A 20,731-nucleotide genomic window follows, 5' to 3' on the forward strand; every position below is an offset into this window, starting at 1 on the left:
TTATTTCAATGCCGTTGGGCGGCTTACGGGCGCTGCGGCACTGCCGATGTGCCAAAGCTATTACCCATGCGCGTCGAGGTTGCCGCCGGGGTGGCCAGCCCCATCTGGTTGGGGGCCTTGCGCTGCAACTGGCGCGCCGGGTCGAGCTGTTCGCGCAGGCCTTTGGCCGCCTGCGCGGCGCCACCCTTGAGTTGTTCGGTCAGGCAGCCGTAGGCCAGCGCACGTGCCTGGCCGACTTGCACATCGATACAGCCTTGCGCAGGTTCGCGCTGCTCGGCGAACACCGGCCCGGTGGCGGCCAGCAGCAAAGCAAGGGTGGTGAGCAATAACCGGCTCATGGTGCGGCTCCTCGATCGAATCCTGGCGCAAGTCTAGCCCCCGCGGGCCCGGGGCGGGGTGAAGCTTTGGTTGCGGTGGGCTGTCACCACAGCGTCATACACAGGCCCCAGGATGACGTCTTCCCGGCGACTGCGGCCAGCAAGGAGGCCCGTTCATCCGTGCGTGCATTGCTCGTGGCCGGTGCGCTGATGCTGGCCTGGTCGCTCGCTGCGACTCCGCTGCGCGGCCAGCCGTTGCTGACCCTGGACATTCCGGCACAAGCCTTGGACCAGGCCTTGGACAGCTTCGCCCGGCAAAGCGGCCTGGCAGTGCTGGTCGATCAAGCCCTGGTGGGCGGACAGCGCTCGAGCTCTGTACGTGGGCGTTATGCCGCGCGTGAGGGGTTGCAACGCTTGTTGCAGGGCACTGGATTACAGGCACGCTACAGCGGCAGTGGTGGCTTTACCGTGCAACCGTTGCGGTTGAACGACGTTGCACCGCGCAAGCGGCAGGGCAGCGGCTTGGCAGGCGGTTACGCCCTGGCGTTGCAGCAGGCGGTGGAAAGGGCCCTGTGCGGTTCGACGCTGACCCGGCCGGGTGGTTACCGAGCGGCCCTGCAGGTCTGGATCGATGGTCGCGGCCAGTTGCTGCAGAGTCGCTTGCTGGCTTCGACCGGTGATCCCTTGCGCGACGCCGCGGTGATCGAACGCATGCGTGCGGTACGCCTAGAAGAGGCGCCGCCAACATCCCTGGCGCAGCCGGTAACCCTGCTGTTGCGCCCGGTACCCATGGATTGCCCATTTTCGCAAGGAGCTGCGGCGGCATGAACAAACCCCGGGACAGTGCGCTGATCAAACTGTTTCTGTCCTCCTACGACGCCTTCAGGGTGCGCCTGAAACGCCGGCTGGGTTCGGACGACCTGGCCAACGATGTGCTGCAGGAGACCTACCTGCGGGTCGATCGCCTGGAGGCCGTGCATGATGTGCACAAGCCCGGCGCCTACCTGTATCGCATGGCCCTCAACGTCGCCGCCGATCGCCGCGAGGCCGACGCGCGCCTGCTCACCGGCGCCGAAGTGGAGGCCTTGCTGCAGGTTGGCGAGGACCAGGACCCGGCGCGTATCGTCGGCGGCCAGCGCGAGATCCAGAGCCTGATGGGCGCCTTGTACGAGTTGCCGGCGCGGCGGCGACGGATTTTCATTGCCGCGCGCCTGGAAGAGGCCTCGCACCTGGAAATCTCCCAGCGCTTCGGCATATCCACGCGCACGGTGGAAAAGGAACTCAAGGCGGCGCTGGGCCACTGCGCGGCGCGCCTGGACAGAAAAGTGTTTCAGCGCTTCGGTCCAGGCGCGGGAAAACCGTCTTGATCAATAGTCGACCCATTCATGTGAGCACCATGCCCAAGATTGCGCCCGATTCCGACTTGCAGCGCCAGGCCCTGGACTGGCTGGTTCGGTTGACTTCCGGCCAGGCCACCGAGGCCGATGCCAAGGCCCTCAGGCACTGGTGCGCACGCAGTCCCGCGCATGCCGAGGCGTTCGTCCAGGCCCGGCAACTGTGGCAACTGCTGGGCCCGGCGGCGCGCCAGGCCCGCCAGGTGGTGCCGCTGCCGACGCTGAGCCGGCGGGCGCTGCTCGGTGGCGCGGTGGCGGCTTCGGCGGCGCTGGTGATGTGGCGTGGCGGTTGGCTGCAAGGCTTCGCGTCGGCGCCGGCGGCCTTTGCCACCGAGGCGGGTGAGCAGCGCCGCATCGAGTGGGCCCCCGGCGTCGAGCTGGAGCTGAACGTGCGCACCCAGGTCGGTCGTGAGGCGCACGGGATTGCCCTGTTGCGTGGCGAGATCGAAGTGCAGGCCCGCCGGGCCGTGCAGGTGCGGGCCGGGGAGGGGCTGATCGATGCCGAGCAGGCCCGCTTCAACGTGCGCGAGGATGAGGGTGGCGTCTGCGTCACCTGCCTGAGTGGCGAGTTGCGTATCGCCACCCAGGGCCAAGCCGAGGTGCTGCCGGCGGGGCGCCAGCTGCGCTACGATGCCCAGGGTCTTGGCGTCGCCGGGGCCTTCGATGCCAGCCAGGTCATGGCCTGGCGCGAGCGCATGCTGGTGTTGCGCGATGCCCCTCTGGCCCAGGTCATCGACGAGATCAACCGCTACCGCCCCGGGCGCCTGGTGTTGCTCAACCCAAGCCTGGGCCGACGTCGGGTCCAGGCCCGATTCAGTTTCGACCAGTTGCCCCAGGCCGCCGAGCTGATCCGCGCCGCTTATGGCGCACGTTGCCTGGAGTTGCCCGGCGGCGTGGTCCTGGTCAGTTGAACGGCCCCAGCACCTGGCGGTAGCGCTCCTCGCCCTGTGGGCCGCGCCAGTGCAAGCGCACTTCAAGCCCTGGCGGATCATCCCGCGCCTCGCCGCCTGGCGCCTGCCACCCCGCCTTGGCCTGCCACGCCCGCAGGTTGAAGGCTGTCACGTTGTCCAGTACCGCTACTGCAGCCTTTGGTGCTGGCAGTGGGTAATGCGCACGCAGTGGCGCGGCGGCCCGGTACAGGGTGCCGCCCCGCACGAACCAGCGCACCCGTTGCAGGCCGCTGCCGGGCACGGCGCCAACGCGCACCAGCTCCAGGCGTTCGGCGCGCACGCGCAAGGCAGGCAGCAGCGGTTTGCCGGGCGCTTCGCGGCCGGGCAGCGGTGGCTCCAGCAGCTCGACCGAGGCGCGCAGGGCCAGGTCGCGCTCCAGTTGCTGGAAGACCCGCTGCAGCGCCTGGCTGTCCTCGCTGGCCTGGCGCACATGACGATCGGCGCGGCTGACGCTGTCCAGGCCTCGCCAGGCGATCAGGCTGACCACCGCCATCAGCAGGATGGCGATCATCACTTCGAGCAGGGTGAAGCCTTGTTGGTGCCTCATGGCTGGCTGACCCTGAGCGCGCCAGCGGCACTGCGTGCCAGGTCCATGCGCACGGCGCCGCTGCGCAGGTGCAGGGTCAGCGGCGTGCCGATCCATTCGCCGTCCAGCCAAAGCGGCCCCGGGGGCTCGACCTGCACCCTGACCGCGTCGGCTTGCCAGCGTCGCGGCTTGAGCGGGCCGTCGGCAAGCGGTTGGCCGTCGGCGCGGACGAAGCGGTAGCCTTCGCGGTCGCTGCGCCAGCGCAGCGGCTGGCCATCGGCCTGGGCCTCGCTCTGCGCCAACTGCAACAGGCGGGCCAGACGCTCGGCATCGGCGCGCAGCTGCTTGCCCGGGTCGGGGCGGATGTTCAGGCTGATGGCGGCGCTGGCGATGCCGACGATCACCAGCACCACCATCAGTTCGATCAGGGTGAAACCACGTTGTCCTGGCACGGCAGCGCTCCTTGTCCATGCCTGCCAGCTTGCCCGAGCAAGATGATCGCGATGTGAAACAAAACCGTGAGGATTGCCCGCTATGCTCGGGCACAGGCCCACAAGGAGCGCGTGACCATGCCGATTGTTCGTCTCAAGCTGTCCCCCGGTCTGTTGTTGCAAGGGCTGGGCGTGTTGGTTGCCGCCGCCGGGTTGGTGACTTGGGCTGCGCTGCTGCTGCCGTCAGCGCCGTCGGCCGCCTCGGCTGAGCCGGTGATGGCGGTGCCGTTGAGCGAGACCCCGGCGGCGCGCTGGTTCGCGGATATCCCGCTGCAACTGCAGATCAGCGTCAGCGGGGTGATGGCTGGCAGCCAGGGCGCGGTGGCCATCGTCAGCCTCGACGGTGGCCCGGCCCGCGCGGTACGCAGTGGCGAGGAGCTGGCGCGCGGCGTGCGCCTGGTCGCCATCGAGCGTACCGGGTTGCTGATCGAACAGGCTGGCCAGCGCCGCCGGGTCGAGGTGCCGGTGCTGGCTCAGGCATCGTTCTGGGGCGAAGCGCCTCAGCCTTCGGCGAACTGACGCAGGCGCTCGCCGTCCAGGCGGTAGCGGATCCACTCGTCCTGTGGCTCGGCGCCCAGGGATTGGTAGAAACCGATGGCCGGTTCGTTCCAGTCCAGCACGCTCCATTCCAGGCGCCCGCAGTGATTGGCCAGCGCTTCTCTAGCGATATGCCGCAGCAACTGGCGACCGGCACCGTCGCCGCGTTGTTGGGGGCTGACGTAGAGGTCTTCGAGGTAGATGCCGTTACGCCCCAGCCAGGTGGAGTAGCTGTAGAAATACACGGCGAAACCGATCGCCTGGCCGTCGCGTTCGCAGATCAGGCTATGCACGGTGCTACCGGCGTCGAACAGGCTGTGCTCGATATCGGCGAGGGTCGCCACCACTTCGTGGCGGGCGCGCTCGTATTCGGCCAGTTCGGTGATGAAGGCAAGGATCTGCGCGGCATCGGTGCGTGCTGCGCGGCGGATGGTCAGGCTCATGGTTTGGCTTCCTTGTGCAAGGCTCTGGGGGCGACAGGCAGTGTCATGCAATTGGCCGGTGCCGCGCCAGTGCCTCTTCAGGCCCATAGGAGCCAGCCTTGCTGATGAATCAGCCTGGCACCGGCGGCGCCAGTGTTCGCCGGCAAGCCGGCTCCTACGGTGATCGCGACCATATCAATAATGTGTATCTGTGCAATTTTTATAAACTGTACCGGTCACGATCCGTGTGGCTCCGTTAGTGTGGCAACACAACTACCCCTCCGGAATACACCGCCATGCTTGCCTCGCTCGATCTGCTCAGCGCCTTCGTGCTGTTCGCCTTCGTTTCATCCATCACCCCGGGCCCCAACAACACCATGCTGCTGGCCTCGGGGGTGAATTTCGGCGTGCGCCGCTCGATCCCGCATGCCCTGGGGATCAGCGTCGGCTTCATGGTCATGGTGCTGGCGGTAGGGCTGGGGCTGGGCGAGGTGTTCAAGCTGTGGCCGGCGCTGTACACCGTGCTGCGTTATGCGGGCGCGGCCTACTTGCTGTACCTGGCCTGGAAGATCGCCACCTCCGGGCCGCTGTCGGGCGACGCCAAGGGTACTCGCAAACCGCTTGGGTTCTGGGGCGCGGCGGCGTTCCAGTGGGTCAACCCCAAGGCCTGGGTGATGGCCGTGGGGGCGATCACCACCTATACGCCGGCCCAGGGTTATGTGTTCAACGTCGTCGTCATCGCGGTGGTATTTGCCTTGGTCAACCTGCCCAGTGTCGGGGTCTGGGTGATGTTTGGCAGCGCCTTGCGCAACCTATTGCGCAATCCGCGCGCGGTGGTGCTGTTCAATGTCGCGATGGCCGTGTTGCTGGTGATTTCGCTCTATCCACTGCTGTTTGTAGAATCGACGTTTTCCTGAATGTCGGTGAGTGCTGTAGATGGAGTTGATTCCCTGGTCCCATGACTGCGCCGAAGGCTTCACCCTGCGTGGTTGGCGCACACCGGCCAGCGGCCGGCCACTGTTGCACTTCGTGCATGGCAACGGTTTCTGCAGCCTGGCCTATGAGCCGTTGCTGCTGCGCCTGGGGGCACATTTCGACCTGTGGCTGAGCGATGTCCAGGGGCATGGCGACAGCGACCATGGCGGCCCGTTCCGCGGCTGGAACCGCACGGCGGCGTTGGCGCTGGAGGCGTTCCAGGCCGGGCGTGGCGAATACGGTGAGGTGCCGTACCTGGCTGTCGGGCACAGTTTCGGTGGGGTGCTGACCGGGTTGATGCTGGCCGCCGAGCCGGGCCTGTTCCAGCGCGCGGTGCTGCTCGACCCGGTGTTGTTCAGCCGGCGCATGCTCGGGGTGATGGGCGCGGCCGCGCTGGTTGGCCTGCATCGTCGCCATGCCCTGGCGCGTAAAGCCGCAAGCCGCCGCAGCCACTGGCCCGACCGTGAGGCGGCGCACGCTGCGCTGCAAGGGCGGGGGATCTTCAAGGGCTGGAGCGATGCCGCGCTGCAGGCTTATGTGGCCCATGCCATCGGCGATTGCGGCGAGGCGGTGGTACTCAAGTGCCGGCCCAGCCGCGAGGTGGAGATCTTCAGTTCGTATCCCGAGCGGATGTGGCGGCAATTGACGAGCATCCAGACGCCAACGCAGATTCTGTATGGTGAGCATACCTATCCGTTCGTGCCGCATTCGGCGCAGCGTCTGGCCGCGCTCAACCACCAGGTGAACGCTCGGCAGGTGGCGGGAGGGCATTGCTTCATGCAAGAGGACCCGGTTACCGCGGCCGAGCAGGTCCTGGCGTTTCTGATGGCGCATTGATGCGTTGCGCCGTAAAGCGCTGATGTCCATTTCACGACGATCAGCGCCCTTATCGCGCGCGAACGACAGTCGCAGATTGCGTACCCTGAGGCTCCCCATCGGACGGAGCCCAGCATGAACCAGGCGGTCAGCCCAGATCCCCAGCACACCCTCGAGCAATCCCCTGCCCAGCGCCGCCAGCGCTTGCTGCGCTTGGGCCTGGCGAGCGGGTTGGGGCTGCTACTAGCGGCCTATGGCGGTTACTGGTGGCTCGATGGGCGTTTCCTCGAACAAACCGACGACGCCTATGTGCGGGCCGATTGGGCGCCTGTCAGCGCGCGGGTCAGCGGCTACGTCGCCGAGGTAGCGGTGGCCGACAACGCCACGGTCAAGGCGGGCGATTTGCTGGTACGCCTGGACGAGCGCGATTTTCGCGATCGCCTGCGCAAGGCCGAGGCACGCCTGGCGGTCAGCGAAGCCGCCTTGCAGGTGCAGGCCATGCGCCTGCGTGCTTTTGCCGCCGAGCAGCACGAGCAGGTCCAGGCCATCGCCCGCGCCGCTGCCGAACGTGGCGGCAGCCGTGGCGAGGCGCAGCGTGCCGAAGCCGACTGGCAACGTTACCAGCGCCTGGCGCAATGGCAGGCGGCAAGCGTGCAGCGCATGGAGCAGGCGCGGGCCACGCATATCCAGGCCCTGGCCCTGCAGCGCGCCGCCGATGCCGAACTGGCTCGCCAGCAGGCGCGCCAGGCGGTGTTGGCCGAGCAAGGCAAGCAGTTGCAGGCCGAGTTGTTGCAACGCCAGGCCGACCTCGACCAGGCGCATGCCGAAGCGGACCTGGCCCGTAGCGCCCTGGCCGATACTGCGATCCGTGCGCCGTTCGATGGCGTGGTGGGTCAGCGCAAGGTGCGCCAGCAGCAGTACGTCACCCCAGGCTTGCCCTTGCTGGCCGTGGTGCCGGTGCGCCAGGCGTATGTGGTGGCCAACTTCAAGGAGACCCAGCTGGCGCACATGCGCCCCGGACAGCCGGTGACCCTCGAGGTCGACACCTTCGGGCGGCACTGGCACGGCACCGTGGATAGCCTTTCGCCGGGTTCCGGCGCGGTGTTCGCGCTGCTGCCGCCGGACAACGCCACGGGCAACTTCACCAAGATCGTCCAGCGCTTCCCGGTGCGTATCCAACTCGATACCGACAGTGAAGAAACGCCGCGGCTGCTGCCTGGCATGTCGGTGATTGCCACCGTGGATACCCGGCAGGCCCGCGATGAGCGCTGAGGAAAAGGTTTCCACTCGCGCCTGGGTCGCGGTGATCGGTGGTCTGTTCGGCTGCTTCATGGCCGGTATGAACGTGCATGTCACCAGCGCCGCGCTGCCGGAGATCGAAGGCGCACTGGGGGCCAGCTTCGAGGAAGGTTCGTGGATCTCCACCGCCTACCTGGTGGCGGAGATCAGCATGATCCCGCTGACCGCCTGGTTGGTGCAGGTGTTCTCCTTGCGCCGGGTGATGCTGGTGGGCTCGTCGCTGTTCCTGGCCAGTTCGGTGAGTTGCGCCCTGGCCCCGAGCCTGGAGGCGATGATCAGCTTGCGGGTGATCCAGGGCGCGTCGGGGGCGGTGCTGATCCCGCTGTCGATGCAACTGATCATCACCGAGCTGCCGGCCAGTCGCATCGCCCTGGGCATGGCGCTGTTCAGCCTGTCCAACAGCGTGGCCCAGGCAGCCGGGCCGTCGATCGGCGGCTGGCTCACCGACTTGTACTCCTGGCGCTGGATCTTCCTCTTGCAGCTGCCGCCGGGGTTGGCCTTGCTGGCGGCGGTGGCTTGGTCGATCAAGGGCCAGGCCGGCGATCGCAGCGCCCTGCGCCAGGCCGACTGGCTGGGGATCGCGGCCATGGCCCTGGGCTTGGGGGCATTGCAGATCGTGCTGGAAGAGGGCGGGCGCAAGGATTGGTTCGATTCGCGTTTCATCACCAGCTTCAGCGTGATCGCGGTCATTGCCTTGGCGCTGTTCATCCAGCGCCAGCTGTGGGGCGCGCGTCCGTTCATCAACCTGCGCCTGCTGGCCAGTTACAACTTCGGCGTGTCGAGCCTGGCCATGGCGGTGTTCGGCGCGGCGACCTTCGGCCTGGTGTTCCTGGTGCCCAACTACCTGTCACTGGTGCAGGGCTACAGTGCCAGCGAGATCGGCAAGAGCCTGATCGCCTATGGCTTGGTGCAGTTGTTGCTGGCGCCGTTGCTGCCACGGCTGATGCGCTGGCTCAACGCCAAGCTGCTGGTGGCCAGCGGCTTCGCCATCATGGCCCTGGGCTGCTGGTTGGGGTCGCAGTTGACGGTGGACTCAGGCAGCAACGTGATCATTCCCTCCACCGTGGTGCGTGGCATCGGCCAGCCGCTGATCATGGTGGCGCTGTCGGTGCTGGCGGTGAAGGGCCTGGACAAGGCCCAGGCCGGCTCGGCCTCGGCGTTGATCTCGATGTTGCGCAACCTCGGGGGCGCACTGGGCACGGCGTTGTTGACGCAACTGGTGTCGCAGCGCGAGCGCTTTCACTCGGTGCGGGTGGGCGAGGCCTTGACCCTGTTCGACGGCGCTTTGCAGCAGCGCTTGCCGGGGGGGATGGTCGACCCGCAATCGCCCGAGGTCATGCAGACCTTGGCGCTGATCGACCAGAGCGTGCGCGAGCAGGCCTATCTGATGGCGTACTCGGATGCCTTTTACCTGTCGTGCGTGGCCCTGCTCGGCTGCGCCGCGGCGTCGCTGTTGCTGCGCAGCCGTTGAGCCTCAGGGCTGGCGCTCGGCCACGGCCCGCAGGGTCTTGAGGGTGACCAGCGGCGCATCCACCACGAACTGGTTGGCCAGCCAGCCCGGCACGTCGCCGGCCGGGTCGGCGCGCAGTTGGTAGGTGACCTCGGTCTCGCGCTCGGCCAAGGGGCGCATGATCCATTCGCCGCTGAGCCGGCGCACCCGGATCAGCCCGGGTTCGGTCGGTACCCGCCCGGGCTCGGCGCTCAGGTGGCGCACCAGGGAGTCGTCGTCCAGGCGCTCGGTACGCACCTTGAGCACCATGTCCCTGGGTTTGGCCGGCCAGGGCAGGGCGGTGCTCAGGTAGACCCAGGTGGTATCGCCGTCCACTTCCAGCAGGCGCATGTCGGCGCAGGCGTACAGCCATTTGCAGGCCACGCGCAGGTTTTCCTGCAGGTCACTCAGGGTCCGGACGCTGGCCTTGATCCGGGTGACGCCGCGAAATTGCTGGTAGGCCGAACCGTCGACGCTGGCCAAGTAGACGTCGATGCCGTCTTCCTGGCGCGCGAGTTGCCAGTCGTCTGCCCACGGCAACGCGCCCGGCAGCAGGAGCAACAGGGCAAGTAGAAGGCGATGGAAGGTCATGGCGGGAGGCCGGGAAGGGGCTGTGCGCTTAGTATGGCCCAAGACAGCAGGAGCGGCAGGCTGCCGCTCCTGCAAGGTCATCAACGCTGCGGGTTGAGCGTCAGGTGCACGTGGCGGTTGACGTCCTTGTACAACAGGTAGCTGAACGGGCCCGGGCCGCCGGAGTAGCAGGCTTGCGGACAGAAGGCGCGCAGCCACATGAAGTCGCCGGCCTCGACCTCGACCCAGTCCTGGTTCAGGCGATATACCGCCTTGCCTTCCAGCACGTACAGGCCGTGCTCCATTACATGGGTCTCGGCGAACGGGATCACGCCGCCAGGCTGGAAGGTGACGATGTTCACGTGCATGTCGTGGCGCATGTCGGCCATGTCGACGAAGCGGGTGGTGACCCAGCGGCCTTCGGTGCCTGGCATCTCGATGACGGTGGCGTTGTCGCGGTGGGTGACGAACGACTCCGGCGCCGGCAGGCCTTCTACCTTCTGGTAGTGCTTGCGCAGCCAATGGAAGGTGACGTTGGCCTTGCTGTTGTTGCGCAGGCTCCAGTCGGCGCCAGGGGCCAGGAAGGCGTAGCCGCCTGGGACCAGGGTGTGGTGCTTGCCTTCGACGGTGATGTCGATCTCGCCTTCGACGACGAACAGCACCGCTTCGGCGTTCGGATCCAGTTCAGGGCGCTCGCTGCCGCCTTCGGGGGCGACTTCTACGATGTACTGCGAGAAGGTCTCGGCGAAGCCGGTCAGCGGGCGGGCGATGACCCACATGCGCATCTTGTCCCAGAACGGCAGGTGGCTGGTGACGATGTCACGCATCACGCCCTTGGGGATCACGGCATAGGCTTCGGTGAACATGGCACGGTCAGTCAGCAGCTCGGTCTGAGCCGGGTGCCCACCGTGGGGGGCGAAGTAGGAAGGTTTCGACATGAACGGTCTCGACTTGTTGTTCTCTCCCCGTGCCTGGGACCACACCGGCCGGTGCGTGCAGGGGATGCCACGGCAGCATAGGGGGCAGTTCGGGATATCCACAAATGAAATGTTGAAATACCCAGTATTTGGTTTGTGAATGAAGTCCTTGGCTGCTTGTCTGGGCGCATGCAAGCCAAATTCCTAGATCGATGTAGGAAGGTTCTGCAATATTGGATCCACGACATTTTTTTCACATCCCCTTGCTAGCATCGCCGGCACTTTCAAGGAGCCGATTCGATGATGCATGTGCTGCGCAAGCGTGGTGTTCGCCTGACCTTGGCCGCTACCGCTGGCCTGGCCGCCAGCACCCTGGGTTTCTTCGCCTGGCAAACCTTCTACCCGGTGCAGGCCGCCGACGGCTGGGAGGTGCAGGTGTTGCACACCTCGGTGGCCCGGGCCGCCTCGCTGCTGCCCCAGGCCGACGGCAGCCTGCTGGTGAGCCGCGAGCTCAATGGCGGCAAGGGCAGCATCCTGCGCATCAGCGCCGAGGGTGACCGGGAGGTGTTGCTCGAGGGGCTGTCCAAGCCTGATGGCATGGTCGCCGTCGACGGCGGCTGGGCGTTCAGCCAGGAGGTGGGCGGGGCGCCGGTCAGCGTGTCGCGCAGTGGCCAGGTCAGCACGCTGTTCCAGGGCAACAACGTCCAGGGGTTGTACAACGATGGCGAGCACCTGTACGCCATCGAGGACCGCAAGGGTGATGGCCGGCTGATGCGTTACAACTGGCGCAGCGGCCAGCTCGAGGTGCTGCGCGCGGGGCTGACCGAGACCGAGGGCCTGACCCGCTGCAATGATGGGCGACTGCTGTACACCGAGAAGAGCACCGGCAAGATCCGCGCGTTGACTACCGAGGGCAACGATCCGGTGGTGGTCGAGGGGCTGCGTAATCCCACCTTCCTGCTGTGCGATGCGCGTGGGCTGTGGATCAGCGAGGATTCGACCCATCGCGCGCGGTTGCTGCGGGTCGACGGCGCTGGCGTGCAACACGTCGTGCTCAGTTACCTGAAGGCGCCGCAAGCCATCGTGCCCGATGGCAATGGGGGCTACCTGCTGGCCGAAGGCGGTCGTGACCGAGTACTGCGCCTGACCCCGCCGGTACCGGCCGAAACCGCCGCGCTCGCGCAGCGGGTGCCGCAGGCCTGAGCCAGGTGAACCCGCACGGCGCCAGGCCCGGCGACTGCGCACAGGCGCGCGAGGCCTCGGCATAGGAACCCTTGTGCCCGAACCACCAGGCTCGGCACACTGGGTGCCTTGTGAAGGAGCAGGCCATGGCATGTGCGAAAGTGGATTTCACCACGCGGCTGCTGCTGGACGCCGGCATCGGCCCGGGCATGCGCGTACTCGATGTCGGTTGTGGCAACGGCGAGGTGAGCCTGCTGCTGGCCGAACTGGTGGGCGAGGACGGCGCGGTGGTGGGCATCGACCAGTCGAGCGCGGCACTGGCCAGCGCCCAGCAGCGCGAGGCCCCCACGGGCGCGGCATCGCTGCTGTTCGTGGCCGCCGACCTGCATGCCCCACCGGCCTCGCTGGGGCTGTTCGACGCCGTGGTCGGGCGGCGGGTGCTGATGTACCAGGCCGATGCGCTCAAGGCGGTGCGGGCCCTGGCCCGACAACTGCTGCCCGGTGGCGTGATGGTGTTCCAGGAGCATGACACCACCCTGGCCCCAGCCAGCCTCGAACCCTTCCCGCTGCACCGCAAGGCGACCCGCTGGCTACAGCGCATGCTCGCCGCCGAAGGGGCGGACCTGCAGTGTGGTTTCCACCTGCACGCGACCCTGAGCCAGGCCGGCCTGAACGTACAGGACCTGCGCGCCGAATGCCTGGTACAAACGCCCGACAACGACACGGGGCTGGCCGCGATCATCCGCGCCTGCCTGCCGCGTATCATCGCCCTGGGCGTGGCCACGCCGCGCCAGGTCGGCATCGACACCCTGCACGCCCGGCTCGAGGTCGAGCGGCGGCAGGCGCAGGGTATCTACATCGGCGATGTGATGTTCGGCTGCTGGGCCCGCAAGCCTTAGGCACTGTACGAAAAGCCTTGATACTCGTTCATGCTGCGTTGAAAACAGCCTCGCCTGACCTTCGTCTCAAGACTTTCATACAGAGCCTAGGCCTCGCTGGGTTCCTCCTCCATGGCTTCTGCCAGCAGCTCCACCTGGCCGTGGCCGGGCAGGGAGGCGACGATGTTGTCGATCTTGGTCTGGTCGAGAATTGGCGCCGAGCGCATGCGTTCCTTGGCCGCGGCATGGGTCACGTCGATTTCGTTGAAGCGCCCGTCCAGCTTGCGGTAATGGGCGTAGCAGCCGATGTCGACGGCGAAGGCCTGGAAGGTACCCTCGGCCGACTTGTGGGTCAGGGCGGTGGCGCAGCTGTGGATGATGCGGTAGTCGAGCAGGCGATAGATCAGCGCCCGTAGCGCGTCGTTCTGCTGCAGCAGTTTCTCCTCGATGACGAAGATGTTGTTCTTTTTGTCCAGGCAGAAGCTCTTGATGATGTAGATGCCCTTGATCAGGTCGTCCTGCTCGTCGTCCTTGGAGTCCTGCTTGAGCTCCTCGATCTTGCGCTCGAAGTTGTTGCGCGAAAGGATCCGCACCTCGTCCTTGCCAATCTTGCCGCCTTCGTTCTGCACGGTCTCGTTGAGCAGGTGCAAGAACAGCGAAAGCACGTCGCGCGGCACGCCACCGCCGGCCATCACCAGGCGCTCGAAGCCTTCGCCCTTGAACAGGCCCATGATCTGCGCCTCGCTGATGCCGGCCTGGGCGCCGAACTGCAAAAGGATGGCGTGATTCTGCTTGAGGGTGCGGGGGAAGTTGCTGAAGGTGTAGTCGATGTCGATGGGTTGGTAGTCGTGGCGCTCCTGGGCGCCGATCGGCTGGCCCTCGCGGTCGACGTAGAGGGTGGAGGAGTGGCGCAGGGTGGCGATCTTGAAGTAGATCGGGATGTCCTTGCACAGCCGATGCACGTAGTCGACGACGAAGGCCTGGTCGGTGCGCTTGAGGTGATACAGGTCGTCGATCTGCAGCAGGATGCCCTTGACCGTGTTCGACGCCGCGAACAGCTCGCGCAGGTTGTCCTTGAGCCGTGGCAGCCAGAGGTCGAGCTCTTGCAGTTTTTGCCGGTGGATACGGAACGAGCGCTCGACCTCCTGGGTTTCCTTGGCCGTGCTCTTGGCATTGAAGGTGATGTCGTCGATCTTGATCCCGGCGTCGAAGCCGGCATGCTGCTCGCTGGCGCTGCGGCTCTTGACCTCTTCCTCGTGGGCATCGGCGTTGACGTGCAGGGTTTTGAGCTTGTCGAGGATGTCCTTGATGATCAGCTTGAGCTTTTTCTTCTTGCCGAACCAGCCCGAGATGTTCTTGTCCAGTTCGCGGAAGATCGATGCGAGGATTTCCACCAGGACATTAGGGAAGGAGTGGCGTTTGAAATCCTCGCAGTTGAGGTAGATGCTCTTGAGCTCGGGTTTGAGGCTGCGTGAGGAGTGGTGCAGCAGCAGGGTCTTGCCACAGCCACGGCGGGCGAAGATGGCGTGGTTCTGCTTGGAGATCGCATCCTGCAGCGCGGTGCCGACGCTGATGTAGGCGACCGGGTCGTTGTCGCGCTGGACGCGCAGGTTTTCCGAGATGACTTCGCGGAGTTTTTCGAGTTGCGCGGGTTTGAGCATGGGACGTGCCTGTCAGGGAGAAATTTTCACCTGCGTAGCAAAGCACGACCGATGCTCCGAAATTTCCCCCTTGCGCGTAGGGCGATTCCGAGTGATTCGCCCCCGTACGGTTTGCCGCCTCGCCAGCACCTGGCACTGCCGACTCTGGAAACAGTTACAGCCCCAGTTCCTTGGCCAGTTCGGGTGTGTTGGTCTTGAGGTCTTCGATGATGTGGCTCAGTGGCACTGCCTTGTTGACGCTGTCCTGTTGCTCGCAGGTCTGCGGGTCCCGTCGGAAGCCCAAATGGTGAAGGGCAACCACTTGGCCCTGAGCGTTGCGGACGCGGTGAGTATCGGTGGCATTGCGGTATCGACCCCGGCGACCCATGGTCCGCTCAACTTCAAAGTGGTGGCCGAAAATCACTTCAATTTCACCAAACCGCTGAAATTCCCGGCAAGTAACGATGTGTACATCAATTTTTCGGTCTTGGAGACCGGCACGCTCGCGGGGCTGGATAGTCAGAGCAAAGCTGAGATCAAGGCCATGACCGATGCGCTTGGCCCGGTGGCCAAAGAGGCCTGGAAGAAAAAACTGGAGAAGGAAAGCAAGAACGAAGAATAGAACGCTTGGGCCAGCGTGATGATCACGCTGGCCAGACACCGCCGACGTATGCCCTGTCCGCAGGGCAGTTTAGGCGATGAATTGCGCTTCGGTCGGGGCGGGGGGCTCGGCATCCTGCAGGATGCTGGCGTAGATCGCGCCGCCGCACAGGCCCGCCAGGCCGATGCTGGCCACGACGATATCGCCCAGGAGCAGGCCGGCAAGCAACAACAGCAGGCTTATGCGAAACACGGTAGTCATGGCGCGCTCCTGGGCGGTCGTTATGGTGTCCTGGCCCACCATAACGCGCTGGTTCCGACCGTACAGTCCTTTGGCGCAGTTCGCCTGTGCTTTGGCCGAACGAGCGTCACTTGACGATCCGGGCCATCCCTGATTTCATTGAAACCGTTTTCATCGCCTCTGCGCATGCATCGATAACAAGACAAGAAGGGCATTGGGTGGACAAGGATCAGGCTCCCGCGCGCACGCGGGTCACCATCAGCGAAGTCGCCAAGGCAGCGGGCGTGTCCAAGGCCACCGTCTCGCGCTACATGGGCGAGGACCGGCAACTGCTCGCCGAGGCCACGGCCGCGCGTATCGCCGCGGTGGTCGAGAACCTCGGCTACCGGCCCAATCGCATGGCCAGCGCCCTCAAGCGCGGCCGCACTGGGCTGATCGGCATGCTCCTGGCCGATATCCGCAATCCCTATTCGGTGGCGGTGATGCACGCTGTCGAAACCGCCTGCCGCCAGCACGGCTACAGCCTGGTGGTGTGCAACACCGATTGTGACGATGCCCAGGAGCGCAGCCAACTGCAGGCCCTGCAGGCGTACAACGTCGATGGCCTGATCGTGAACACCCTGGGCCACCGCGCCGGGGAGCTGGCCAGCCTGGCCCGCGACCTGCCCATGGTGCTGGTCGACCGGCAACTGGCGGGCCTGCCGGTCGATCTGGTGGGCCTGGACAACAGCGACGCCGTCGAGCAGGCGCTCGATCACCTTGAACACAACGGTTATCGCGACATCCTCGCCGTCACCGAGCCACTCGATGGCACCAGCTCGCGGCAGGAGCGCGTGGATGCCTTCCAGGCCTCCATCGCCCGGCGCCATGGATTGCGCGGGCAGGTGCTGGAGGTAGGCCCGGGCCTCGCCGAGCAACTGGGCGCGTTCATCGCCGGGGCAGGGCACGGCCCGCAGGCGCTGTTCAGTTGCAATGGTGTCGCCACCCTGGAGCTGGTGCGGGTGCTGCACGCCAGGGGCGGGCCGCTGTTCCAGGACCTGGGCCTGCTGGCGCTGGACGACCTGGACTGGTACCCGCTGGTGGGTGACGGCATCAGCGCATTGGCGCAACCCACCGGGCGCATCGGCGCGGCGGCGTTCCAGTGCCTGCTGGAGCGCCTGCAAGGCAGCCCTCTGCCGGCCCGGCGCCTGGATATGCGCGCGCAGCTCATTGCGCGAGGCTCTACCTGATCACAACACTGACGGCGTCGCGGACGCCGTTGTTGCCGGGGAAAAATGAAACCGGTTTCATTCACAAGAACAAGGACTACCACGATGCGCACGCACACTGTCTCCATCAGCTTGTCGAGTTTCGGTGCCGATGCCGTGAGGCGTCTGGGCCAGGCCAGCTACCTGCCGTTGCTCGCTGCGGCGGGTGCGCGGCGGGTGGAATGGCGCGAGGAGCTGTTCGACGCCACGCCTGATGCCGCTACCCTGGCCAACCAGGCCGCCGAGCATGGCCTGCAGAGTCTCTACTCCACGCCACTGGAACTGTGGCGCGAGGACGGCAGCCTGGAGCCCGCGATTGCCCAGCGCCTGCAGCTGGCGAGCGAGATCGGCGCGGTGGCGCTCAAGGTATCGCTGGGTCATTACCAGGATGGCTGCGATTTGCCGGCGCTGGCGCCACTGTTGCAGCACAAGACGGCGCTGTACGTGGAAAACGACCAGACGCCCTACGGCGGGCGGCTGCAGACCTTGGTCAAGTTCTTTCGCGAGGCACAGGCGCAGGGCGTGGCGCCGGGCATGACCTTCGACATCGGCAACTGGTACTGGCACGACGAGTCGCCGCTGCTGGCCGCGCAATTACTGGGGCGCTGGGTGCGCTACGTGCACTGCAAGGCGGTGGCGCGCCGCGCCGACGGGCGCCTGGTAGCCGTGGTGCCCGAGGACCTCGACCTGGCCCAGTGGCGCGAATTGATGACGCATTTCGCCCCGGGCCTGCCGCGTGCAATCGAGTACCCCCTGGCCGGCGAGGACCTGCTGGCACTGACGGCGCGCCAGGTCGCGCAGCTGGCCGAGCTGGAAGGGCAGGTGTGCCATGACTGAGCATGACGTGCTGTGCTTCGGTGAAACCATGGCCATGTTCGTGGCGGCGCAGCCGGGCGACCTGGCCCAGGTCGAGGGCTTCGGCAAACGCATCGCCGGTGCCGACAGCAATGTGGCCATCGGCTTGTCACGCCTGGGCCTGCGGGTGCAATGGCTGAGCCGGGTCGGTGACGACTCGCTCGGTGCCTTCGTGCTCGACAGCCTGCGCCGCGAAGGCCTGGACTGTTCCAGTGTCGAGATCGATGCCGGGCACCCCACGGGGTTCCAGCTCAAGGAGCGCTGCGACGATGGCAGCGATCCGAAAGTCGAGTATTTCCGCCGTGGCTCGGCGGCCAGCCGGCTGTCGCCCGCGCTGGTGCGGCCGGCGTTGTTGCAGGCCCGGCACCTGCATGCCACGGGCATTCCGGCGGCGCTTTCAGGCAGTTGCCGCGAACTGTGCCACCAGTTGCTGGATGGCATGCGAGCCAATGGCCGCAGCATTTCCTTCGACCCCAACCTGCGTCCGTCACTGTGGCCCGACCGCCAGACCATGGTGCGTGAGGTCAACGCCCTGGCGGCCAAGGCCGACTGGGTGCTGCCAGGGCTGGAGGAGGGGCGTCTGCTCACCGGCCGGCAGTCGCCGCAGGCCATCGCCGAGTTCTACCTTGAACAGGGCGCGCAGTACGTGGCGATCAAGCTGGGGCCCGAAGGCGCCTACTGGCGCGATGCCCAGGGTGCCCATGGCGTGGTGCCCGGCCAGCCGGTTGCCCGGGTCGTGGACACCGTGGGCGCGGGCGATGCCTTCGCCGTCGGGGTGATCAGCGCCTTGCTCGAAGGCTTGCCGCTGCGCCGCGCCGTGGCCCGCGGCAACTGGTGCGGCAGCCGCGCGGTGCAGAGCCGCGGCGACATGGAAGGCCTGCCGCAACGTCATGAACTGGACCACCACGAAAACCCTGTGCGCGAAGCACGCTGAAGCGCCGGCCTGTGCGCAACCTGATGTGACAAGAACAACAAGACCAGGAGAACACTCATGCAGATCGATCGACTCGCACCTAGACGCTGGTGGTACATCATGCCCATCGTCTTCATCACCTACAGCCTGGCCTACCTCGACCGAGCCAACTACGGCTTCGCCGCGGCCTCGGGCATGGCCGACGACCTGAAGATCACCCCGGCGCTGTCGTCGCTGCTCGGCGCGCTGTTCTTCCTTGGCTACTTCTTCTTCCAGGTGCCGGGCGCCCTGTACGCGCAGAAGCGCAGCGTGAAGAAGCTGATCTTCGCCAGCCTGATCCTCTGGGGCGGGCTGGCCACGTTGACCGGGATCGTCCACGACGTCTATTGGCTGATCGCCATCCGCTTTCTCCTGGGCGTGGTCGAGGCGGCGGTTATGCCGGCCATGCTTATCTACCTGTGTCACTGGTTCACCCGTGCCGAGCGCTCGCGGGCCAATACCTTCCTGATCCTCGGCAACCCGGTGACCATCCTGTGGATGTCAGTGGTCTCGGGTTACCTGGTGCAGCAGTTCGACTGGCGCTGGATGTTCATCATCGAGGGCGCGCCGGCCATTCTCTGGGCGTTCATCTGGTGGCGCCTGGTCGATGACCGCCCCGAACAGGCCAAGTGGCTCGATGCCCGGGAGAAGGCTGCGCTGCGCCAGGCGCTGGACGCCGAGCAGCAGGGCATCAAGCCGGTGAAGAACTATGCCGAGGCATTCCGCTCGCCCACGGTGATCATCCTGTCGTTGCAGTATTTCTGCTGGAGCATCGGCGTGTATGGCTTCGTCCTCTGGCTACCGTCGATCCTCAAGCAGGCCGCCGCGCTGGACATCGTCACCGCCGGCTGGCTGTCGGCGGTGCCGTACCTGGGGGCGGTGCTGGCCATGCTCGGGGTGTCGTGGGCCTCGGACCGCCTGCAGAAGCGCAAGCGCTTCGTCTGGCCGCCGCTATTGATCGCCGCGCTGGCGTTCTACGGCTCCTACGCCCTGGGCACCGAGCACTTCTGGTGGTCGTACGCCTTGCTGGTGCTGGCCGGGGCCTGCATGTACGCCCCCTACGGGCCGTTTTTCGCGATCGTTCCCGAACTGCTGCCGGCCAACGTCGCCGGGGGCGCCATGGCGCTGATCAACAGCATGGGCGCGCTGGGTTCGTTCTCGGGCTCGTACCTGGTCGGCTACCTCAATGGTGTCACCGGTGGCCCCGGCGCATCGTACCTGTTCATGTGCGGTGCACTGCTGCTGGCCGTGGCCCTGACCGCCGTCCTCAACCCCTTGCAACAGGCGCGCCGGCACAGCCTGGCGCCGAGCCGATAGGAGCCTCAGCATGAAAAAGCGCATCGTCGCCTACAAACGCCTGTCCGATGAACTGATGGCGCGCCTGCACGCGCAGGCCGAGGTGACCCTGGTGGAAGCGCCGGCCGCCGATGGCCTGGCGCGCTTGCGCGCTGCGCTGCCGGGCGCCCATGGCCTGCTGGGCGCCAGCCTGCGCCTGGACCGCGCGCTGCTCGACCTGGCGCCGCAGCTGGAGGTGATCTCCAGCGTGTCGGTGGGCGTGGACAACTACGATATCGAGGCGCTGGATCAGCGCGGGGTGCTGCTGACCAACACCCCCGACGTGCTTACTGAAACCACCGCCGACACCGGTTTCGCGCTGATCCTGGCCTGTGCCCGGCGGGTGGTCGAGCTCGATGGCTGGATTCGCGCCGGCCACTGGCGGGCCGGGATCGGCCCGGCGCAGTTCGGCTGCGACGTGCAGGGCAAGACCCTGGGCATCGTCGGCATGGGCCGTATCGGCGAGGCCCTGGCCCGACGCGCGCATGCCGGTTTCGGCATGCGCGTGCTGTACCACACCCGTCAGCCGCGGCCCGAAGTGGAGGCGCGGTTCGCCGCCACGCATCGCAGCCTGGAGGCATTGCTGGCCGAGTCCGATTTCGTCTGCCTGTGCCTGCCGTTGACCGCCGCGACCGAGAACCTGATCGGCGCGCCACAGCTGGCGCTGATGAAACCAACTGCGATCCTGGTGAACATCTCCCGTGGCCGAGTGCTGGACGAGGCAGCTTTGCTCCAGGCGCTGGCCGAGCGGCGCATTCGTGGCGCCGGGCTGGACGTGTTCGTGCAGGAGCCGCTGGCGGTGGATTCGCCGCTGCTGCAACTGGACAACCTGGTGGTCACCCCGCATATCGGCTCGGCCACGCTGGAGACCCGCGAAGCCATGGCCCGTTGCGCAGTGGACAACCTGCTGGCCGCGCTGGCCGGCGAGCGGCCGGCAAACCTGGTCAACCCTGTGGCCTGGGAGCGGCGAAACAATTGAACCTGGTGAGCGTCGCGCTTGCCTCATGTCTAGCAAAACAACAGCCTTTGTCTGGTTCGAGATCCCGGGGTCGCGCTGCGACCCCTTGGCAATTCAAGGCCGGCCACGCAAGACAGCGC

At 66.3% G+C, this 20,731-nt stretch carries 25 protein-coding genes; 16 read left to right on the forward strand and 9 right to left on the reverse strand.

Translation table 11 applies throughout. The features are described 5' to 3' along the window. Window positions 1–23 precede the first annotated feature (23 nt). A complete protein-coding gene (locus ACODS5_RS10990) occupies window positions 24–338 on the reverse strand; it encodes a hypothetical protein (RefSeq protein ID WP_489108668.1) in 315 nt (104 codons plus the stop codon). 159 nt (window positions 339–497) lie between these two features. Here ACODS5_RS10990 and ACODS5_RS10995 point away from each other — a divergent pair, with 159 nt between their 5' ends. From ACODS5_RS10995 to ACODS5_RS11005, 3 genes are read left to right on the forward strand one after another with little or no spacing between them, the layout of a single operon-like run. Further along, window positions 498–1,145 (forward strand): secretin and TonB N-terminal domain-containing protein, encoded by a 648-nt coding sequence (locus ACODS5_RS10995; protein WP_256660276.1) that lies wholly within the window; start codon window positions 498–500, stop codon window positions 1,143–1,145. After that, window positions 1,142–1,684 carry an RNA polymerase sigma factor gene (locus ACODS5_RS11000; protein WP_134692049.1) on the forward strand — a complete coding sequence of 181 codons (543 nt, stop codon included), beginning with the start codon at window positions 1,142–1,144 and terminating at the stop codon, window positions 1,682–1,684. Before ACODS5_RS10995 ends, ACODS5_RS11000 begins: the two co-directional genes overlap by 4 nt. A gap of 29 nt (window positions 1,685–1,713) precedes the next feature. After that, window positions 1,714–2,622 (forward strand): FecR family protein, encoded by a 909-nt coding sequence (locus tag ACODS5_RS11005; RefSeq protein ID WP_134692050.1) that lies wholly within the window; start codon window positions 1,714–1,716, stop codon window positions 2,620–2,622. Here ACODS5_RS11005 and ACODS5_RS11010 read toward each other — a convergent pair. Together ACODS5_RS11010 and gspH are read right to left on the reverse strand one after the other, a co-directional pair. Continuing rightward, a complete protein-coding gene (locus ACODS5_RS11010; protein ID WP_489108669.1) occupies window positions 2,615–3,208 on the reverse strand; it encodes a PulJ/GspJ family protein in 594 nt (197 codons plus the stop codon). The genes ACODS5_RS11005 and ACODS5_RS11010 overlap by 8 nt on opposite strands. Next, on the reverse strand, window positions 3,205–3,639 hold the full coding sequence (gene gspH, locus ACODS5_RS11015; RefSeq protein WP_489108670.1) for a type II secretion system minor pseudopilin GspH: 435 nt from the start codon (window positions 3,637–3,639) through the stop codon (window positions 3,205–3,207). The genes ACODS5_RS11010 and gspH overlap by 4 nt, the downstream gene beginning before the upstream one ends. 117 nt (window positions 3,640–3,756) lie before the next feature. Between gspH and ACODS5_RS11020 the strand changes: the two genes are divergently transcribed. Further along, the gene (locus ACODS5_RS11020) at window positions 3,757–4,197 is read left to right on the forward strand and encodes a general secretion pathway protein GspC (RefSeq protein ID WP_134692053.1); all 441 of its coding nucleotides are present in this window, start codon (window positions 3,757–3,759) and stop codon (window positions 4,195–4,197) included. On the opposite strand, the gene ACODS5_RS11025 is transcribed toward ACODS5_RS11020, so the two are convergent. Continuing rightward, window positions 4,179–4,658, reverse strand: coding sequence for a GNAT family N-acetyltransferase (locus ACODS5_RS11025; protein WP_134692054.1), 480 nt, complete (start codon window positions 4,656–4,658; stop codon window positions 4,179–4,181). The genes ACODS5_RS11020 and ACODS5_RS11025 overlap by 19 nt on opposite strands. Before the next feature lie 275 nt (window positions 4,659–4,933). Here ACODS5_RS11025 and ACODS5_RS11030 point away from each other — a divergent pair, with 275 nt between their 5' ends. From ACODS5_RS11030 to ACODS5_RS11045, 4 genes are all read left to right on the forward strand, one after another. Then, window positions 4,934–5,554: a LysE family translocator gene (locus tag ACODS5_RS11030; protein WP_489108671.1), complete on the forward strand. Its 621-nt coding sequence runs from the start codon at window positions 4,934–4,936 to the stop codon at window positions 5,552–5,554. Between the two features lie 19 nt (window positions 5,555–5,573). Continuing rightward, window positions 5,574–6,449 carry an alpha/beta fold hydrolase gene (locus ACODS5_RS11035; protein WP_489108672.1) on the forward strand — a complete coding sequence of 292 codons (876 nt, stop codon included), beginning with the start codon at window positions 5,574–5,576 and terminating at the stop codon, window positions 6,447–6,449. A 114-nt stretch (window positions 6,450–6,563) separates the two neighbouring features. Then, entirely contained in the window at window positions 6,564–7,700 is a 1,137-nt protein-coding gene (locus ACODS5_RS11040; RefSeq protein ID WP_489108673.1) for an HlyD family secretion protein, read from the forward strand. Continuing rightward, the gene (locus ACODS5_RS11045; RefSeq protein WP_134692060.1) at window positions 7,690–9,198 is read left to right on the forward strand and encodes an MDR family MFS transporter; all 1,509 of its coding nucleotides are present in this window, start codon (window positions 7,690–7,692) and stop codon (window positions 9,196–9,198) included. Before ACODS5_RS11040 ends, ACODS5_RS11045 begins: the two co-directional genes overlap by 11 nt. A 3-nt stretch (window positions 9,199–9,201) precedes the next feature. Here the strand turns inward: ACODS5_RS11045 and ACODS5_RS11050 are convergent, their stop codons facing one another. Together ACODS5_RS11050 and ACODS5_RS11055 are read right to left on the reverse strand one after the other, a co-directional pair. Continuing rightward, a complete protein-coding gene (locus tag ACODS5_RS11050; RefSeq protein WP_489108674.1) occupies window positions 9,202–9,807 on the reverse strand; it encodes an START domain-containing protein in 606 nt (201 codons plus the stop codon). Window positions 9,808–9,887: 80 nt separating this feature from the next. Then, window positions 9,888–10,724, reverse strand: coding sequence for a bifunctional allantoicase/(S)-ureidoglycine aminohydrolase (locus ACODS5_RS11055; protein ID WP_134692064.1), 837 nt, complete (start codon window positions 10,722–10,724; stop codon window positions 9,888–9,890). A gap of 279 nt (window positions 10,725–11,003) precedes the next feature. On the opposite strand from ACODS5_RS11055, the gene ACODS5_RS11060 reads away from it, so the two are divergent. Next, a complete protein-coding gene (locus ACODS5_RS11060; RefSeq protein WP_489108675.1) occupies window positions 11,004–11,906 on the forward strand; it encodes an NHL repeat-containing protein in 903 nt (300 codons plus the stop codon). Between the two features lie 125 nt (window positions 11,907–12,031). After that, entirely contained in the window at window positions 12,032–12,784 is a 753-nt protein-coding gene (locus ACODS5_RS11065) for a class I SAM-dependent methyltransferase (protein WP_489108676.1), read from the forward strand. A gap of 86 nt (window positions 12,785–12,870) precedes the next feature. Here ACODS5_RS11065 and ACODS5_RS11070 read toward each other — a convergent pair whose 3' ends face one another. Both ACODS5_RS11070 and ACODS5_RS11075 read right to left on the reverse strand, forming a co-directional pair. Continuing rightward, window positions 12,871–14,424, reverse strand: a complete 1,554-nt coding sequence (locus ACODS5_RS11070) for a hypothetical protein (RefSeq protein WP_489108677.1) — start codon at window positions 14,422–14,424, stop codon at window positions 12,871–12,873. 154 nt (window positions 14,425–14,578) lie between these two features. Next, window positions 14,579–14,707 (reverse strand): hypothetical protein, encoded by a 129-nt coding sequence (locus tag ACODS5_RS11075; RefSeq protein WP_489108678.1) that lies wholly within the window; start codon window positions 14,705–14,707, stop codon window positions 14,579–14,581. On the opposite strand from ACODS5_RS11075, the gene ACODS5_RS11080 reads away from it, so the two are divergent. Continuing rightward, window positions 14,708–15,025 carry a hypothetical protein gene (locus tag ACODS5_RS11080; RefSeq protein WP_489108679.1) on the forward strand — a complete coding sequence of 106 codons (318 nt, stop codon included), beginning with the start codon at window positions 14,708–14,710 and terminating at the stop codon, window positions 15,023–15,025. A gap of 69 nt (window positions 15,026–15,094) precedes the next feature. Here the strand turns inward: ACODS5_RS11080 and ACODS5_RS11085 are convergent, their stop codons facing one another. Further along, window positions 15,095–15,265: a hypothetical protein gene (locus ACODS5_RS11085; RefSeq protein WP_489108680.1), complete on the reverse strand. Its 171-nt coding sequence runs from the start codon at window positions 15,263–15,265 to the stop codon at window positions 15,095–15,097. A 197-nt stretch (window positions 15,266–15,462) separates the two neighbouring features. Here ACODS5_RS11085 and ACODS5_RS11090 point away from each other — a divergent pair, with 197 nt between their 5' ends. From ACODS5_RS11090 to ACODS5_RS11110, 5 genes are all read left to right on the forward strand, one after another. After that, the gene (locus tag ACODS5_RS11090) at window positions 15,463–16,473 is read left to right on the forward strand and encodes a LacI family DNA-binding transcriptional regulator (RefSeq protein WP_489108681.1); all 1,011 of its coding nucleotides are present in this window, start codon (window positions 15,463–15,465) and stop codon (window positions 16,471–16,473) included. Between the two features lie 84 nt (window positions 16,474–16,557). Beyond that, window positions 16,558–17,328 carry a sugar phosphate isomerase/epimerase family protein gene (locus ACODS5_RS11095; RefSeq protein WP_489108682.1) on the forward strand — a complete coding sequence of 257 codons (771 nt, stop codon included), beginning with the start codon at window positions 16,558–16,560 and terminating at the stop codon, window positions 17,326–17,328. Continuing rightward, window positions 17,321–18,280 (forward strand): sugar kinase, encoded by a 960-nt coding sequence (locus tag ACODS5_RS11100; RefSeq protein ID WP_489108683.1) that lies wholly within the window; start codon window positions 17,321–17,323, stop codon window positions 18,278–18,280. The genes ACODS5_RS11095 and ACODS5_RS11100 overlap by 8 nt, the downstream gene beginning before the upstream one ends. A 57-nt stretch (window positions 18,281–18,337) precedes the next feature. Next, window positions 18,338–19,615 carry an MFS transporter gene (locus tag ACODS5_RS11105; protein WP_489108684.1) on the forward strand — a complete coding sequence of 426 codons (1,278 nt, stop codon included), beginning with the start codon at window positions 18,338–18,340 and terminating at the stop codon, window positions 19,613–19,615. Window positions 19,616–19,625: 10 nt separating this feature from the next. After that, entirely contained in the window at window positions 19,626–20,612 is a 987-nt protein-coding gene (locus ACODS5_RS11110; RefSeq protein WP_489108685.1) for a 2-hydroxyacid dehydrogenase, read from the forward strand. Window positions 20,613–20,731: the final 119 nt, after the last annotated feature.

The organism is Pseudomonas sp. FG47 (assembly GCF_057809115.1).